Consider the following 17,094-nt stretch of genomic DNA (forward strand, 5'->3'; position numbering starts at 1 on the left):
CTACGACAACGGTTAGCAGCTCGAATCGAGCGCCATCCTCGAACGGATCGTCGGAGTCGGCAGCCAGACCGCGCACGTCGATCAGGGGGATTCTTCGCAGAATCGCACCGACAATACTTGCAACGGCAAGCTGCGCGACGAGCGATTGTCGTCAGAATAATTCCGATCACGATCTGAAGCACGAGTCCTAATTGAGAGTTGGCGCCGGCATTGCAACGCCGTGCGTCTCCATTCGATCCTGGGCTACCTGACACCGCACGTGTTCAAATCGACACTGAATCATTACGACAAGGCAGGGGAAAGCGGCATGACCGTCATTCGTCGAGCCACCGTGGACGACGTCGAGGTGCTGGCTCCGTTGTTCGACTCGTATCGACAGTTCTACGGTCAGGAGCCCGACCTGCCGCGTGCGAGGGCGTTCCTGGCGGACCGCTTCACGCACAGTGAGTCCATTATCTTCATCGCCTCCAACGGCGGCGGAGAATACGTCGGTTTCGTCCAGCTCTATCCCAGCTTCTCATCGGTGCGTGCCGCACGCACCTTCATCCTTAACGATCTGTTCGTGTGCCCATCGGGTCGTCGGGCAGGGGTCGCTGGGGAGCTGTTGCTCGAGGCCGCCCGGTTCGCTCATGCCGTGGGCGCCATCAGGCTGACCTTGTCGACAGCCCATACCAATGAGCCCGCACAGAAGCTCTATGAGTCCCTTGGCTGGAAGCTGGATCAAGACTTCCGCTCGTATGTGCTGACGATTTGAGACCACAGGCGGCGGAGAGTTGTCGTCCAACCAACGGTTCGAGGAGACGTAAACGCTTCGCGGGTTCGCCCCTCAACCTGTTCGTTGGCGCTCCCAGAAGCGGACATTCGTGAGCGGCTTCAATTGGCACTAAGCGTCGGTCTCCGATCCGCCCGCTGCGGTCATTCGACTTACTAATATGTGGGCCCGACAGCGGACGCTCGCATCGTTCCTACCTACCCGTGCACACAAAGCCGCGCCGCTCTTAAAAAAAGAGAGACGGCTTATGTAAATGATCTATGCCATTCAACTACTCCACACCGCCGGTCACCTTTCGAAACAAGAACGGAAGAGATCGAGCGAGATGATTCTCGGTTTGGTGTCGGTTACGTCGGGCTCGATCTTCTTTCCGGCGCGGTAGGCGCGCTCTTGGCGCTCGGCATCGATCGCAACCTTGAGATGCGCGACGATTGAGCGTCGAGTGGTGAGCGGGGCTTGGCCTCCCGGAAGCGGACGACAGTCCCGCAAGCTCTCCTGGCAGGCACCTATTAGCGCTTGGGAGGGGATGGGGCGACTGCACTCGCCACAGGTTGCTTCCGCGACAAGCTCACGCCGACGCCGACGAACATTTCGTCACGTGACCTGTGCCATTTCACGCCACCGACAAACGCGATCAATTCTCGTTTACACTTCAAGTGCTGCCGGGCAACCCATGGGAGTGTCGTGTCCGTCGTCGAGCAGGAACTTCACTATCAGATCCACACGTTGTACGCGGACCACCACGGCTGGCTGCGGACGTGGCTTAAGGGTCGTCTGGGCTGTCCGGAGCAAGCGGCCGATATCGCACATGACACCTATCTGCGTGTGCTCAAGCTGGAGCAGCTTCCGTCCTCCGAGCCGCGGGGGTATCTCTCGCGGATCGCCAAGGGCCTTGCGATTGACGCTTGGCGGCGCCGGCAGATTGAGGCGGCGTATATCGAGTTGATCGCGTCGTCGGATGTCGAAGTTCCTTCCGAGGAGCAGCGTGCTTTGATTGTCGAGGCGCTGGTTGAGCTCGATCGAATCCTCGATGCGCTGCCTCCCAAGGTAAAGCGGGCCTTCCTTCTGCGAAAGCTCGAGGGGCTGCGCTACGCCGAGATTGCCGCACAGCTGGGCGTCACGTCGTCGTCCGTGGAGAAGTACGTGGCCACAGCCGTGTTGTGCTGCGCGCAGGCGCAGATCGTCCCCGAAGCCTGACTGCGCGCAACCCGGATCACGTGCGATGAGCGGGCGCGGCAGCGCGATGGTGGATCCCGACGTCCTGGCAAAAGCCAGCGTGTGGACCGCCCGTCTGTGGGCTGACGATGTCACCGAACAAGATCGTGCCGCGTGTCGAGCGTGGTGTGAAGCGCATCCAGACCATGCCCGCGCGTGGTCGATCGTGCACGACGTGGGTCAACAAATCTCCGCGCTCTCGAAGGCGGGTGCGCGGGCCACGTTGTTGGATCGGCGTGTATCCGACCCAGTCCGCCGGCGCGCCTTGAAGGCTCTCGGCGCACTGTTGACGGTGGGGCTTGGCGGGCACGCGGTGAGCCGGACCGGCCCGTGGCAGCGTCGTGTTGCCGACCATGCCACGCGGATCGGCGAAATCCGAGCGCTGTCGTTGCCTGACGGAGGGCGCGTGGTTCTGGACTCGGCCACGGCTCTCGACATCGTCTACACCGGCGACGAGCGCCGCCTGCGCCTTCGCACCGGCAGGATTTCCGTCGTCACGGCGCCCGATCCCATGGCGCCGGCGCGAGCGTTCTGTGTGGAGACCGTACACGGAACGGCGCTGGCGCTCGGTACCGAGTTCAGCGTCCACCACCTCGACAACAGCACCGAGGTGGTGGTGCAGCACGGAAAAGTAGAACTTCGGCCTCAGCACGCCGTTTCCGCGGCGGTGCGCCTGATAGCGGGGCAACGCGCTGGGTTTACCCAGGAGCATGTCGACGACATTCGGACCGCCGCGCCGGGCGCTGAGGTCTGGACCCGGGGTCTGTTGGTGGCCAATGACCTGCGCCTGTCGGAATTCGTGACGACCGTGAGCCGCTACCGGGTGGGGGTCCTGCGATGTGACGAGCGCGTCGAAGAACTGCGCGTGACCGGCGTATTCCCGCTGCAGGACACCGATCGTGCCCTTGCCAACCTGACGCTCGGAATCCCGGTGGACATCGCCTACCGCAGCTCGTGGTGGGTGACGGTGGTGCCACGCCCCTCTGCCGGGACCTGATGCTGCGCGCGGTCGCCTCGCCAGCGTGAGGGTGAAATATTTTGCTCCGATGATTGAGGGTTTGTGGATTTCGTTCGGTACACCTTGTGACAACTACAGAATCACAGGGAGCTTCACCGCATGAAACGCACCCCCTGGGCTGGCAGCGGCCCCCGGTCCTCGAATCGCGCCCGGCACCCCATCGGAATCCAGCGTCGCCTGATGGTGCTCACGGCTGCGGCCATCTTTAGTGGCACCGTCACGCCTGCTTGGGCTCAGGACCTAAACGGCGTAGCTGCAGCCAATGCCGCATCGAGCGCTGTGCGGTCTTTCAAAGTACCGGGGGGCGCGTTGGCGGATTCGCTCAACGCCTTCGCTGTCGCCGCGAGCGTAGAGCTGTCGGTCGACTCAGCGCTCACGCGCGGTAAGACCAGCGATGGCTTGCAGGGTGCCTTTACGATCGAGCAGGGCTTCGCCGCACTCCTGGCGCCGCACGCGCTCCAGGTCGTGCGCGGCGAAAACGGAGCCTACTCGCTGCGACCCGCACCGCCGAAGGTCGAGGGCGCCACGGTTCTGCCGGTGGTGATCGTCACGGCCAACCAGCAGGCGGAGCCGCACCAATATCGTGTGGAGTCCTCTTCGGTTGCGCTGTTCTCCGAAACCCCGCTGCTCGAGGTCCCGTTCAGCGTCGGCATTTACAACGAGACGCTTATCGAGGATCAGCGCGCTTTTACCCTCCGGGAAGTCCTGCAGAACGACCCCAGCGTTGCGATCCAGATGCCCGGCGGTTTCTACGGCACCCAGAATTTCAGCTCGCGCGGTTTTCGGGTGGACAACTTCAACGGCTACCGGCTCGACGGGTTGCCAGTGATCCACACGGTCGAGTCCTCCATCGACGACAAGTCGCGGGTGGAACTGCTCAAGGGGCCGGCTGCACTGCGCTTCGGGTTCATGGCTCCCGGTGGCGCCATCAATCTCGTGCGCAAACGGCCGACACCGGAATTCTCGACGTCCCTGCAATTCGACGCCGACACCTTCAGCAACCTGTACTCGCAGATCGACGTCAGCGACACCGTGCTGGATGAAACGTTGGGCTACCGCCTGGTGCTCGCCGGCGACGACTTCGACAGCTTCTACGACCACGCTGGCGGCGATCGCATGACGGGCTCGCTCTACACCGAGTGGAAGCCGAGCGAGCGGGTGATGCTCTGGACCTCGGTCGGCGCCCAGGATCTCGAACGCAGCGGCTACTACGGCCCGATGATCACGGCCAACGGGCAGATCCTCGATACCGGCGTTAAGACCAACATCATGCAGGGATGGGCGCGCAACCGGCACGAGACGCTCGATGCGGCGATCGGCAGCGACGTTGTTATCAACCAGGACTGGAAGCTGCGCGCCTCATTCAATCACCAGGACGCGGACCGCGAGTCCCGGCTGTCCTATCCCTACTCCGTCGAGGACAATGGCGACTACACCGAGGGCGCGTTGATCACCAACGGGCCGTTCAAATGGGAAACCCAGGGGGGGCACCTGCACCTCGAGGGCGGGTTCGCCACCGGCAGCCTGCGGCACGATGTGGTGGTCGGCGCCCAGTACTCCGCCTACGAATCTTCCGGCCAGCGCAGTTTTCCTGACGTGGGCCCGAACAACGCCTATGAGCTGAATCCCCTGCCCCGCCCCGATGGAGGCCCGTGGGGGACGCCGCCGGGCAAATTCGAGTACGAGGAAACCGGCTTCTTCGCGACCGATACTGTCGCCTTTAACGAGAAGATCTCCGTTCTGCTGGGAGTCCGCTACGGCGAGTACGAGAACACCTACGCCGACGACCCTGCATCCAATGACCGCGTCCACGCCTGGTCACCGGCGCTGGCCCTGATGTACGCGCCCGTGGGAAACGTTCGCAGCTATGTGACCTACACCCGGGGAATGCAGGACGGTGGATTCGCGAAACGACTGGCGGTAAACGCCTTCGAGCCGCTCGGCGTCCAGAAATCGGAGCAATGGGAAGCCGGCGTCAAAGGCGAATGGATCGATGGTCGGGTGACCGGAGAGGCGGCCGTCTTCCAGATCGAGCAGGATCTCGCCACGTTGGATGCCGACGGCGTGGACCGCTTCGACGGTCTGCAACGGCATCGTGGACTCGAATTCGCTTTGCGTGGCCTCGTTACCGCCCAGTTGCAGGCAGGAGTCGCCGCAATGCTTCTCGACGCCGAGCAGGTTGATACCAGCGACCCCGCCCTGGATGGCAAACGCCCGCAGTACGTCCCGGCATATCAGGCCAACGTGTGGGGCGAGCTCGCGATTCCGCGGATTTCGGGTCTGTCCATGATCGCCAATGCGCGCTTCGTCGACGGGCAATATCTCGACCAGGCCGAGCAGTTCGACATCGACAATTACTGGGTTCTCGACCTCGGCGGTCGCTATCGGTTCAAAGCGAATGCCACTGAATGGACACTGAGGCTGAACGTCGAGAATGTCCTCGACAAGCGTTACTACGAATCGGGCGAGTTCTATGCGGGCGACGCCGGCTATCTGGGTTACGGCGCCCCGATATCGGCGACTTTCTCGGTCGCGCTGAGCTTCTAAGTTCGTAGGTGCAGCTTCAGGACTCTGCCTGAGACCATGTGCGGTGAAGCCCGGCGGCGATGGTCGGGTTTCACTGCATTCATGGTGTTGTTTCCGGCGGTGGCTCCTCCACCACCGTCCACTATCGCGAACGTTGCCGCACCTGGATCGGCAGCAGTTTCTCGAGATCGCGTAGCAGGCCGTCCGGATCGTCGAGATGGTAGAGGCCGTACACCGGTAGATGCGCAGCGACCTGATCGCAGCGCAGATCGCCCGGCCGGTAGCGCGAGAGTTCGGCGAGGAAGTTGCGTAGCGGCTCTACTACACCGGACCGTAAGCCGAACTCGCTGTGGGCGACCGCGGGCAAATTCGGAATCTTCGTCGACGAACAAACCGCGGGGGATCATTTACGCCCGAAGTTCAGTAGGCAGTGGGGCTGACGTATTCAGTTAGTGGTTCAGCGATCTGCGCGTCGGCGGGGCTTTCGGCGCTCCTTACAAGGTTCTGCTCTGCGTGACCTGCATCGTCATCGCCATCCTGTCGGTGACCGGCGTCGTCATCTGTTGGCGAAAGCGCAGGGTCCGGTCTTGACCAACCACTTCTAGAAATAAGAAGGTAATGATATAACAATACAAAAGTATCGTATCTTTCTCCGAATCGGACACGGAAATGAGGAGCCGAACTGTCAGAGATCCGGCGTATGTGTCTCGCAGAGTTTTGGTCGCAATCGGCGCAGCAAGCCTTCTGTGCGGTGGTACGGCCGGATTAGCCATTCGTGCCTCGCACGAACCAGGCGCCGAGCGCATTCCTATCGTGGTCTATCGGTCAGTTACGTGTCGCTGCTGCATCGCATGGAACGAATACCTTGAGCGCAATGGTTTCGACGTTGACGGCCGGGTGACGCGAGACATCCACCAAGTGCGCCGACTCTTTGGCGTGCCGAAACAGCTTCGTGCTTGCCACACAGCGATCGTCGATGGATACGTCATTGAGGGCCACGTGCCTGCGGCTGACATCAAGCGCCTCATCAAGAGTCGAGAGCCCGTTCGTGGCCTAGTGGTCCCCGGGATGCCGGGGGCAAGTCCAGGGATGCGCGAGTTCAGCCCCCGCCGCGCCGATTACGACGTGCTGGCCTTTCAGCCGAATGGAGAGACATACGTCTACACACGACACGACGGTAGTGTCGAGCCTTGAAGGTGCGGGTGGTTTGAGAAAAAGGCAATCGAAAGGTGTGAATGCTCGATGAGGAAGCACTTTACATGTCAATATCATTAACGTTATAACATCACATAACAATCCTTGAACCTCTATGGCGCAACACTAAATGCCATTGCTACCAGTAACTGTGCTTTCCGGATTCCTTGGTTCAGGGAAGACCACGCTGCTGAACCACGTTCTCGCCAATCGGGAGGGACGGCGCGTTGCCGTCATCGTCAACGATATGAGCGAGGTCAACGTCGACGCAGCGATCGTCGATGGTCAGGCAAATTTGTCTCGCACCGAAGAGAAGCTAGTCGAGTTCAGCAACGGTTGTATCTGCTGCACCCTACGCGATGATCTGCTCCAGGAGGTCACGCGACTGGCGCGCGAAGGACGCTTCGATCACCTGCTGATCGAGTCCACTGGCATCTCCGAGCCAATGCCGGTCGCTGCGACGTTCGCTGTGCGTGACGCAGAAGGTTTTTCCCTGGCCGACCTCACCCGCATCAATTCCATGGTGACGGTGGTTGATGCCGCCAACCTCTTGGGCGACTACTCGTCGACCGATTATTTGCGCGATCGGGGCCAATCGCTTGGTGATGGCGATGAACGCAACGTCGTCGATCTCCTTGTGGACCAGATCGAGTTTGCCGACACCATAGTCGTCAACAAGATCTCTGAGGTAGACAACGCCAAGCGCCAGGATGTGCTCGCGGTGGTCAAAGCTCTGAACCCCGGAGCGCATGTAGTCCTGTCGGATTTCGGGCGTGTTTCCGCGGTGGAACTGCTGGAAGGATTTCGCTTCGATCCGGGCCAAGCCGAGCGTAATCCAGGGTGGGCCAAGGAGCTGCGAGGCGAGCACACGCCGGAGTCCGAACAGTACGGCATCACCAGCTTCGTCTACCGCGAGCGTCGGCCGTTTCATCCTCAGCGCTTACACGAGCTTGTTCAATCGAGCTGGCCCGGTGTGATTCGCTCGAAGGGCTGGTTCTGGATCGCCAGCCGCCCGGACCTCGTGTGCCAGCTGTCGCAAGCCGGAAGCACCTTGTCGCTGGGCGCTGTGGGCCTGTGGTGGGCCAGTCCGCGCGCGAAGAAGGCGCCACCGGAAATGATGCAGCGCCTGCGCCCGGTCTGGGACACCACCTACGGCGATCGCCGTCAGGAGCTCGTCTTCATTGGAATCGAACTGGACGAGGCCGCCCTGCGCGCGCGTCTGGATGAGTGCCTGCTTTGCCCCTTGGAGATCGCGCGGGGCGTCGAGACGTGGCGTGACCTGCCGGATCCATTTCCGGCGTGGGCGTCGACTGGAGGTGTTGCGGTATGAGCGGAACCGCCGGTGGGGTGGGCGAACCGGTCGCCTTCGATGCGGAGCACGCGGCGCGCTACGACGAGCGCTTCGCAGCGCTTGCGCCGATCACACAGGCATTGCACCTCCTGATTCGCAGTTTGCTCGCGGACCTGCCGGCGCGAGCCCGGATCCTGTGCGTGGGGGCGGGCACCGGTGCGGAGATGATGGCGCTCGCGCCGCTGTTCCCCAGCTGGCACTTCACCGCGGTCGACCCCTCGGCGCCAATGCTGGCCGTATGCCGCCGCAAGGCAGAGGATGCTGGGTTCGCGTCCCGATGCACCTTCCACGAAGGCTATCTCGATAGCTTGTCCACCCCAGCGGATTTCGACGCCGCGACCTGTGTGCTGGTGTCGCAGTTTCTGCTGGAACGCAACGCGCGCGTCGGCCTGTTCCGCCAAATCGCGTCGCGTCTGCGGCCGGGTGGCTGGCTGATCAATGCCGACCTGTCTGCCGACCTCGATGCCGAGCGGGGGGTGGCTCTAATCGAGCAGTGGATCGGTCTGATGCGCGCGTCGGGCCTCGGTGACGCCGAACTTCAACGGCTGCGTACGGCATATCGACGTGATGTCGCGGTCGTCGCGCCGGCCCAGATCGAGTCGATGCTGGCTGAAGCCGGCTTTCGCCACACGATTCCGATCCACCAAGCGCTGCTGATCCACGCCTGGGCGAGCCGGACGCTCGTTTCCCCCTAGGAAAAATCTGATGTCGAACATTCACCCGCGGCACCACGGCGGCTCTGTTGCTGTCTTCGATGCGCAGCGAACTGTGCTGGGCCTGGCGCTCGCGCTGCCCTGGTGCGCGCAGGCGCAGACCCTACCCGTACCGCCAGAACCCGCAGTGACGCTCGAGGAGGTGGTGGTCGAGGCGCATCCGCTCGGCCGCACGGCCGAGGAACTGGTCCGGCCGGTGGACGTCCTCTCCGGCGAGGAACTCGAACGGAGCCGCAACGGCACCATCGGTGACGTGCTGGCACATCGTCCCGGCGTCTCGAACGCCAGCTTCGGACCCGGCGTGGGACGGCCGGTAATACGCGGGCAGGGCACGCCACGCGTGCAGGTGCTCGACAACGGCATTGCAACGATGGACGCCTCGTCGATCAGCGCGGACCACGCCGTGGGCGTGGACCCGCTGGGAGCCGACCGCGTGGAGATCATCAAGGGCCCGGCGACGCTTCTCTACGGAGGGGCCGCGTCCGCCGGTGTGGTCAACCTGGTCGACGATCGCCTGCCCGACAAGGTTACTCCGGGTCTCAACCTGCGCGGTCTGACCAGCTATGGCAGCAACGCCGACGAGAAGAACGCTGCGCTGCGAGCGCACTACGGCACCGGCCCGCTGCAACTGGGTGCGCAGTACGGTACGCGCCGGGCCGGCGACTTCTCGGTGCCGGGCTACGCTGCTCGCCAGTCCGAAGGCGGACATGTGCACGAGGGCGAGGAAGAAGAGACCCCACGCCGCAACGTACTCGACAACAGCCGTCTGCGCAGTGACAGCATCGGTGCCTCTACCGCCTATGTCGGCGCGCGCGGCATGTTCGGCGTCGCGATGAGCGATCTCGAATCCGAGTACGGCATTCCCTCGGGCGGTCACCATCATCACGACCACGAGGGCGAAGAGGATGAAGCGGGCCACAGTCACGACGGGGTGCGCATCGAACTCGAGCAGACGCGCTACGACCTGCGTGGACTTCTGCTGGCACCGATGGCCGGCATCGAAGATGTCGAGGCGCGCGTCGGCATCAACGACTACCAGCACCGTGAGGTCGAGCCAAGCGGCACGATTGGAACAGTCTTCGACGTCGAAGAGATCGAAGCACGCCTACAGGCCACACACTTGCCCGCGGGTCTGTGGCAGGGCGTGCTTGGTCTGCAGTATGGACATCGCGATTTCGTCGCCGTCGGCGCAGAGGCCTTCGTGCCACGCACCAAAACCGAGTCGCTAGGACTGTTCGTCGTCGAAGACCGCCCGTTTGGAGAGCACCGACTCGAGCTCGGTGCGCGCGTCGATCACTTGAAGCACGCGCCTGAAGCTGAGCGTGCGCGCAATATGGATTTCACCACTTGGAGCTTGTCGGCAGGGATCTCGTTCCTATTGGTCGAGCATCTCCACCTGCGCCTCAACGCGCAGCAAGCCGAGCGCGCACCCTCTGCCGAGGAGCTGTACGCGAACGGCCCTCACTTGGCGACGTCAAGCTTTGAACGCGGAAGTCAGGCTTTGGATCCGGAGGCGACAAGCAGCTTCGAGGTCGCATTCCTGCGCGACCATGGCCGACTTCAGTGGGAAGTCGGGGCCTTCTATAGCCATATTGCCGACTACGTTTACCTGAGCGAAGTCGACGTTGGCCTCGACGCCGACGGCGGAGGCACTGCCGACTCCGACGGCGAAGCTGATCGTGTGGACGAGGATGGCAGTTTCGACGCCGATGGCGAGCTGCTACTTGTCGACCAGCGCCAGGAAGATGCGCGCTTCTATGGTGGCGAGGTCAGCGTTTCCTATGCGGTGCTGGACAGAGGCCCAGCGCGTCTGAGCCTGCAGGCATTCGGCGATGTCGTACGCGGTGAGCGCGACGGCGGCCGCGATCTGCCGCGGATACCACCGTTGCGCGGCGGCGTGGGCTTCGAGGCCAGCTACTCGGCATTCAGCGGCGGAGTGCGCTACCTCCGTGCAGACAAACAAGACCGCAAGGCCACGCTGGAAACCAACACGCCGGGTTACGACTTGGTCACGGCCGACTTCGACTATCGCTTCCGGCTGGCTGGCGTGACGGCCACGCTGTTCGTTCAGGGTCGCAATTTGCTCGACGAGAAGGTGCGTCTATCCACGTCCTTCCTCAAGGACGTGGCGCCACTACCCGGCCGGTCGATCTTCACCGGTATCCGCTTCGATTTCAGGCCGCCCGCCTGAGGTTCCCTTTCCACCTTTGATAAACCCTAGGGCGTCTTTATGTCCATCTCCCTTCCCGCTTTCCGCTCCCTGCGCCCGTGCGCGTTCCTCGCCGTCGCGGCACTCGCTGCTTGTAGTGACAACGACAACCTGCCGGCCGACGCACACGATCACGATCATGTCGAAACGTCAGGTCGCTTAGTGATCGCCGAGGCCGGCGCGCCTACCGTCCATGTCTACGATCTGGACACTGAGGCGCTGCTCGATTCGTTCACCCTGGATTTCCCGTCCAGCGCCGTCCAGCCGAGCCCGAATCGCCGCTACGCGGTAGTGGCCCAGCGCGCGGACAACCGCACGCAGTTCATCGATGGCGGCATCTGGCAGGAGGATCACGGTGATCACTTGCACGACTACCTGGAGGATCCTCTCCTCATGGCTTTCAAGCTCGATGGTGTGCGCCCGACCCATTACGAGTTGCACGATGAGTTAGCAGCGCTGTTTTTCGATGGCAACGCGACCACCGGCGACAACGCCGGCGTCGCCCTGCTGACCGACGAGAGCATCACTAATGGAGAGACAGAGGCCACGCTCGATCTGCCGGCAGCAATGCACGGCACCGCGGAGCCGCGCGGCGACTACCTCCTGGCCACTTACCGCGACGGTGCCGCGGCGGGCACGCTGCCCTCTGCAGTGGAGCTCTACCAGCGCAACGCCAGCAGTTATAGCTTCGTGCAACGCTTCACCGAACCCTGCCCGGATCTGCACGGCAGCTACTCCAACGATTCTCACTCCGCCTTCGGGTGCAGCGACGGCGTGTTGGTCGTTACCCAGTCCGGCACTACGTTCACAGCTACCAAGGTGCCGAATCCAGCCGGCATGGCCGCAGGCGCGCGGGTCGGTACGGTGGTGGGGCACCATGGACTGCAGGGCTTCGGCGGCATCGCCGGCAGCGCGCTGTACGCGATTAACGCAGTGGCGGGCAGCATGACCGAGGTCGACTGGAACGGTGCCACTGCGGTGACGCGCGTAGCCCACGCCATGGATGCGCACGCCGAGACCTTCTTGATCCTGGACAGCGCCGGCATGCTGCATTTCCTCGATCCGGCCAGCGGCTGGAGCACGCGGGGCACGGTCAAGGTGCTCGACAGCATTGCGGCGAGCCCCGCACCGCAGCCGTCCATCTCGGTAAGCCACGCCGGCGACATCGCGTTCGTGTCGGATCCCGGCGATCAGAGCATTGCGGTGATCGATCTGGTGAAGCGCACCGTGGCTGAACGAATCGACCTTGGCTTCACGCCCGCGGGGTTCACCTGGCTGGGTCTGCCCGAGCACGCGCATTGAAGCGAATCAGGCTTGCGGGAAGCGGCGCCGATATCTCGGTCGCCGCTCCTGCGCCGAACGATCCGAATCCCAAAGCATGACCATGACGCACTCTCATCCTGATCGTCCCGCGGGCGACCGTGCCGCCATCCTGCTGGCAGGTCTCTGTGCCGTGCATTGCCTGCTGTTACCCCTGGTCGTTCCGATGTTGCCGTGGTTGGCACTGCTGACGGAGAACGACACGACGGTGCATCGCTGGCTGCTGCTGGCCATCGTGCCGGTCAGCGTTTTTGCCCTGGCGCGCGGATGTGCGAGACATCGCCGGTTATCGGTTTTCAGTATCGGCGTCTGTGCTGTCGCATTGTTGTTAGTAGCGCCTTTTGCGGAGTTTCTGCCGCCACGATGGGAGCAAGGCCTGACCTTGATCGGCAGCGCTGCACTTTCGATCAGTCATCTGCTCAATCTTCAGGCGATCCGGCGCGCGCAACCCCGCCTACTTGGGTTGACCTGAGTGGCACTCGAGATCAGACAGCTGGGGCCCGAGTCTCCCGATCATCGATTGCCGGTTTGCCTGCTCACCGGTTTTCTCGGCGCCGGGAAGAGCTCGTTGCTGAACTTCGTACTGCGCCATCCCTGGATGGAGGGCACAGCGGTGGTGATCAATGAGTACGGCGCGGTTGGCGTGGATCATCACTTGGTCGAGTCGGCACCGGAGGACACTGCGTTGGTCGCGGATGGCTGCATCTGTTGCACGGCCAGCGGGCAACTCGCCGACGCGCTGATGAGCTTGTTCCTGCGAGCGCAACGACGGCAGTTCACGTTGCGCCGCGTCATCCTGGAGACGACCGGCCTGGCCGAACCTGCGCCCATCCTGCGGCAGTTCGTTTCGCATCATCAACTGAAAGAACGTTTCGTGATCGACAGCGTGGTGACGCTGGTAGATGCGGCCAACGCCGCGTCGACGCTTGATGCGAGCGACATCGCCGTGCTGCAGGTCACAGGCGCCGACCGGTTGATGGTGACGAAGATCGATCTAGTAAACGAAGCTGACGCGTGCAGGCTGGAACGGCGCCTTGCCGAAATGAACCCCGACGCGGTGATCGAGCGCGTGCTCCAAGGCGTCGCGCCACCGCAAGCCTTGTTCAGCGGCGTGCATCGGCGTGCGGCTAGCGGCGCCGACCTGGGCGTGATGTTCGGCAACGTCGATCTTCTGCGCTTCACCCCTGACGTAGCATCGCGGGGCCCGCTGCTGGCGCCGCGCGATCGCACACCGGCCGATCATGCGATTCAGACCTTCAGCCTGATCTTGGATGAACCGATAGCGCCGTCCACTTTCTTCGGCTGGACGGATTTTCTGCGCAGCTTGTGCGGGCCGACGCTCTTGCGCATGAAGGGCCTGGTGAACCTGAAGGGGCAAACATTGCCGACGGTGGTGCACGGGGTCCAGAACGTCTTCCATCCCACACGGCAACTGCCGGCTTGGCCCAGCGAAGATCAGCGCACGAGGCTGGTCTTCATCACGCGCGGCTGGGGTCAGGACGTGGTGGGAAGCACGCTGGATTGGCTGCAGGCACGCCCTGTTCTTGCATCCGCTGGAGACCCCGAATGCACGGCGCCGCGTTGATGCGGGTGATTCCCGCCCTGTTGTATGCCGCTACTGCGCGTTCCGGATCGTCACAACGGGCCCTATCGCAGGAAACGGCTCCGCAGAAACCTCTGACGGCCCAGCGGCACCAGCCGCCGCGGTTTGACGAAATCGAAACAGGCTCGCTGCCCCCGTTGCATCGACCTCCGCTGGGCGGCAGAACATGGGGCGCTCGCGAGACGGGAGGTTGTTGTCACGAGACCCCAGACGGCGATATTTACTGCCACGGGGCTTTTCATTGAACGCTGCACTCGCGCTTCATGGCCTGTCTTTCAACTATGGTGACCGCACCGTGTTGCGCCTCGATGCGCTGACTCTGCAGCCGGCCGAGACTTGCGCGGTCATCGGCCCTTCCGGGTGCGGAAAGACCACATTGCTGCACTTGGTCGCCGGCCTGCTGCGTCCGACGCTAGGCACAGTCAGCGTGTGTGGTCAGCGGCTGGACGAACTCTCGGTCAGCGCCTGTGACCGGTTTCGCGGGCGAAACATGGGCATCGTCTTCCAACGCCTTCACCTGTTGCCGGCGTTGAGTGTGCTGGAGAACCTGCTGTTGGCCCAGCACCTGGCACGCGTGTCGCGCGACGGCGCCGCCGCGAATGCGCTGCTGGATGCGCTGGGGATCGGAGAGCTGGCGCGGGCACGGCCGGCACAGTTGAGCCAGGGGCAGTCACAGCGCGTGGCGATCGCGCGTGCGCTGGTTCACCGGCCTTCGTTGCTCCTGGCGGACGAGCCAACCTCCAGTCTGGACGATGGCAATGCCGTGCGCGCGATTGAACTGCTGCGCACGCAGGCGCAGTCGATCGGCGCCGCGTTGCTTGTGGTCACGCACGACCGGCGCATCCGCGGCCAGCTGGATCGCGAGGTCGTGCTCGGAGGCGCGGCATGAACTGGCCGCGCCTTGCCCTCGCCAACTTGCGCGCGTCGCCATTGACCTCGCTGGTCAACGTGGTGCTGCTGGGCCTGGGAACCGCGAGCATCGTGCTGCTGCTGTTGATCGGCGAGCAGCTGTCTTCGACGCTGACGCGCGATGCACGCGGTATCGACCTGGTGATCGGTGCCAAGGGCAGCCCCGTACAGCTGGTGCTCTCCAGCGTCTACCACGCTGACCTTCCGACCGGGAACATTCCCAAGGCCGAGGCCGACCGTTGGGCGTCCGATCCTCGCGTTGCGCGCGCTGTTCCGCTGTCACTGGGCGACAGCTACCGCGGCTTCCGTATCGTAGGCACCACGCCCGGCTACGCTGCACTGTATGACGGACAGCTGGCCGCTGGTCGTTTCTGGAAAGCGCCCATGGAAGCCGTGGCCGGTGCTGCCGCTGCGCGCGAGGCGCGACTGCAGGAAGGCAGCCACCTGGTCGGCGCGCATGGGCTCGTCGGTGGAGGGCACGCGCATGCCGGCCATCCCTATCGTGTGGTCGGCGTGCTGGCACCTACCGGGACAATCCTCGACCGCCTGATCCTTACCTCGCTCGACAGCGTCTGGGAACTGCATGAGGCCGGACATCCTGAAGACGACCACGACGCGGATCACGATCACGGACACGCTCACGGACACGCTCACAAGTCCGATCCCCTGCCTGAAGCCGAGGCGAGTCACGACCAGGAAGCGGATCACGCGCACGATGATGCGGCTACCGGCGATTCGGAGGGGCGCGAGATAACAGCGCTGCTGGTGCGATATCACTCGCCGCTGGCCGCCACCACGCTGCCGCGGCAGATCAATGCGGAATCCAGCTTGCAGGCGGCGGCACCCGCATCCGAAATCACTCGGTTGCTGCAGCTCGTCGGGCTGGGGCTGGATGGATTGCGTGCCTTTGCCGGCGTGCTGATCCTCACCGCTGCCTTCAGCGTGTTCGCTGCCTTGTACGGCGCTCTGAAGGCTCGCCGCTACGATCTTGCGATGCTGCGCTGCCTTGGAGCGACGCGCGCCGAAGTGTTGCTAAGTTTGTTGCTCGAAGGTCTGCTTCTCGTTGCCGCGGGCGCACTGCTCGGCTTCGCTCTCGGCCACGGCACGATGGAGGTGCTGGGGCGATGGATGGCGGCGAGCCGCGGTGTGTCGGCTACGGGGTGGACTTGGCTGCCAGCCGAAATGGTACTGATCATCGGACTGGTCACAATCGGGCTTCTCGCGACGTTGCTGCCGGCCTGGCAGGCGTACCGCACCGACGTTGCGCGAATTCTCGCAGGCTGAACCTATGCGATCTGGATGGCCGATTCTGTTCGCCGCATGCCTTGTCGTCGTTGCCTGCGGGTCCGGCGAGCCCGCCGCCGAAAAGACCCACAAGGAGCTGAGCGTGGACGAACTGAACGCGGAGCCTGCCGAGCCGTCGCTCGATGCCGGCGCCTTGCCGCCGGCCAGGTCCACGAACGACGGCGATTTTCCCGCCGTGGCGATGACCGGCTCTCCGGTCGACATCGCCCAGGCGAAGTCCCTGCGGCTGCGACTGGTAGCCGAGACCGCCTATCTCGACGAGCGTCAGCGCTACGTCGTGGACCTGTTGGAACGCGATCTGGCCTACCTGACGCTTGTCGTCGAAACCGCGGATGGGCGACCGGTTCGTGGTGCCATTCCGCAGTTCAGCGTCACCGGAAGTTCGCGCATGGTGCCGATGACCGAACACCCGACCACCGACGATTCGGGCTGGCTCGATTTCGGCGTGGTGGGTGGCAAGATGGGCAGCGATCGCGTGGACGTGACCGTGGCGGACCAGAAGATCGAAGTGCTGCTCAATGTCATCAGTCTGAAAGCGATGGGGTTCGCCAAGCTCGACGAGATCGAAGGCGGGCTGCGTTGGGAGACCCTGATGCAGGCGCGCCTTCGCTTCGAAGGAGAGAAGGTCAGCGCCGACTTTCCGGCCGAGATCGCGATGAAGCACGGCAAGACCGTCAAACTGATCGGCTTCATGATGCCGCTGGAAGCCGAGGAGAACCAGAAGCATTTCCTGCTGACTTCCAACCCTCCCAGTTGCTTCTTCCACATTCCGGGCGGACCAGCTGGTGCCGTCGAGGTGTTCGCCGACACGGGCGTCAAGGCGTCGTGGGACCCGATCGTCCTGGAAGGCCGGTTCGAGACGGTGCAGGGTGGGCAACTGGGGGTGATCTACCGGCTGCGGCAAGCCCGGGTGATGTCGAAGTGATTTGCACCGTGGTCTGTGCTGCCATACTCCACGA

General features: G+C 63.4%; 15 protein-coding genes and 1 pseudogene. 15 read left to right on the plus strand and 1 reads right to left on the minus strand.

Annotation, left to right across the window (positions count from 1 at the left end; genetic code table 11):
* Window positions 1-172: 172 nt before the first annotated feature.
* From DFR24_RS25200 to DFR24_RS20050, 5 genes and pseudogenes are all read left to right on the plus strand, one after another.
* Window positions 173-244: pseudogene (locus tag DFR24_RS25200) on the plus strand (hypothetical protein); the annotation flags it as partial.
* 63 nt (window positions 245-307) lie between these two features.
* Window positions 308-754, plus strand: a complete 447-nt coding sequence (locus DFR24_RS20035; protein WP_133883515.1) for a GNAT family N-acetyltransferase — start codon at window positions 308-310, stop codon at window positions 752-754.
* A 702-nt stretch (window positions 755-1,456) separates the two neighbouring features.
* Window positions 1,457-1,969, plus strand: a complete 513-nt coding sequence (locus DFR24_RS20040) for a sigma-70 family RNA polymerase sigma factor (RefSeq protein WP_133883229.1) — start codon at window positions 1,457-1,459, stop codon at window positions 1,967-1,969.
* A gap of 25 nt (window positions 1,970-1,994) precedes the next feature.
* The gene (locus DFR24_RS20045) at window positions 1,995-2,984 is read left to right on the plus strand and encodes a FecR domain-containing protein (RefSeq protein WP_133883230.1); all 990 of its coding nucleotides are present in this window, start codon (window positions 1,995-1,997) and stop codon (window positions 2,982-2,984) included.
* 120 nt (window positions 2,985-3,104) lie between these two features.
* Window positions 3,105-5,552: a TonB-dependent siderophore receptor gene (locus tag DFR24_RS20050; protein WP_133883231.1), complete on the plus strand. Its 2,448-nt coding sequence runs from the start codon at window positions 3,105-3,107 to the stop codon at window positions 5,550-5,552.
* A gap of 121 nt (window positions 5,553-5,673) precedes the next feature.
* Here the strand turns inward: DFR24_RS20050 and DFR24_RS20055 are convergent, their stop codons facing one another.
* Complete coding sequence (locus DFR24_RS20055) at window positions 5,674-5,898, minus strand: hypothetical protein (RefSeq protein WP_133883232.1); 225 nt, start codon at window positions 5,896-5,898, stop codon at window positions 5,674-5,676.
* Window positions 5,899-6,200: 302 nt separating this feature from the next.
* Here DFR24_RS20055 and DFR24_RS25420 point away from each other — a divergent pair, with 302 nt between their 5' ends.
* The 10 genes from DFR24_RS25420 to DFR24_RS20105 all read left to right on the plus strand — a co-directional run bounded on the left by DFR24_RS25420 (window position 6,201) and on the right by DFR24_RS20105 (window position 17,060).
* On the plus strand, window positions 6,201-6,725 hold the full coding sequence (locus DFR24_RS25420; protein ID WP_133883233.1) for a DUF411 domain-containing protein: 525 nt from the start codon (window positions 6,201-6,203) through the stop codon (window positions 6,723-6,725).
* Window positions 6,726-6,855: 130 nt separating this feature from the next.
* Window positions 6,856-8,055: a GTP-binding protein gene (locus DFR24_RS20065; RefSeq protein ID WP_133883234.1), complete on the plus strand. Its 1,200-nt coding sequence runs from the start codon at window positions 6,856-6,858 to the stop codon at window positions 8,053-8,055.
* Window positions 8,052-8,771, plus strand: a complete 720-nt coding sequence (locus DFR24_RS20070) for a class I SAM-dependent methyltransferase (protein ID WP_133883235.1) — start codon at window positions 8,052-8,054, stop codon at window positions 8,769-8,771. The genes DFR24_RS20065 and DFR24_RS20070 overlap by 4 nt, the downstream gene beginning before the upstream one ends.
* Window positions 8,772-8,781: 10 nt before the next feature.
* Window positions 8,782-10,980, plus strand: a complete 2,199-nt coding sequence (locus DFR24_RS20075) for a TonB-dependent receptor (RefSeq protein WP_133883236.1) — start codon at window positions 8,782-8,784, stop codon at window positions 10,978-10,980.
* Between the two features lie 39 nt (window positions 10,981-11,019).
* Window positions 11,020-12,300, plus strand: a complete 1,281-nt coding sequence (locus DFR24_RS20080) for a hypothetical protein (RefSeq protein WP_133883237.1) — start codon at window positions 11,020-11,022, stop codon at window positions 12,298-12,300.
* Window positions 12,301-12,376: 76 nt separating this feature from the next.
* Window positions 12,377-12,790, plus strand: coding sequence for a MerC domain-containing protein (locus tag DFR24_RS20085; protein ID WP_133883238.1), 414 nt, complete (start codon window positions 12,377-12,379; stop codon window positions 12,788-12,790).
* The gene (locus DFR24_RS20090) at window positions 12,791-13,903 is read left to right on the plus strand and encodes a CobW family GTP-binding protein (protein ID WP_133883239.1); all 1,113 of its coding nucleotides are present in this window, start codon (window positions 12,791-12,793) and stop codon (window positions 13,901-13,903) included. It abuts the gene before it with no gap.
* A gap of 259 nt (window positions 13,904-14,162) precedes the next feature.
* On the plus strand, window positions 14,163-14,810 hold the full coding sequence (locus DFR24_RS20095) for an ABC transporter ATP-binding protein (RefSeq protein WP_210772399.1): 648 nt from the start codon (window positions 14,163-14,165) through the stop codon (window positions 14,808-14,810).
* A complete protein-coding gene (locus tag DFR24_RS20100) occupies window positions 14,807-16,114 on the plus strand; it encodes an ABC transporter permease (protein WP_133883241.1) in 1,308 nt (435 codons plus the stop codon). The genes DFR24_RS20095 and DFR24_RS20100 overlap by 4 nt, the downstream gene beginning before the upstream one ends.
* On the plus strand, window positions 16,092-17,060 hold the full coding sequence (locus DFR24_RS20105; protein WP_133883242.1) for a DUF3299 domain-containing protein: 969 nt from the start codon (window positions 16,092-16,094) through the stop codon (window positions 17,058-17,060). The genes DFR24_RS20100 and DFR24_RS20105 overlap by 23 nt, the downstream gene beginning before the upstream one ends.
* Window positions 17,061-17,094 lie beyond the last annotated feature (34 nt).

Source organism: Panacagrimonas perspica, from assembly GCF_004364935.1.
GTDB classification, from domain to species: Bacteria; Pseudomonadota; Gammaproteobacteria; order Nevskiales; family Nevskiaceae; genus Panacagrimonas; species Panacagrimonas perspica.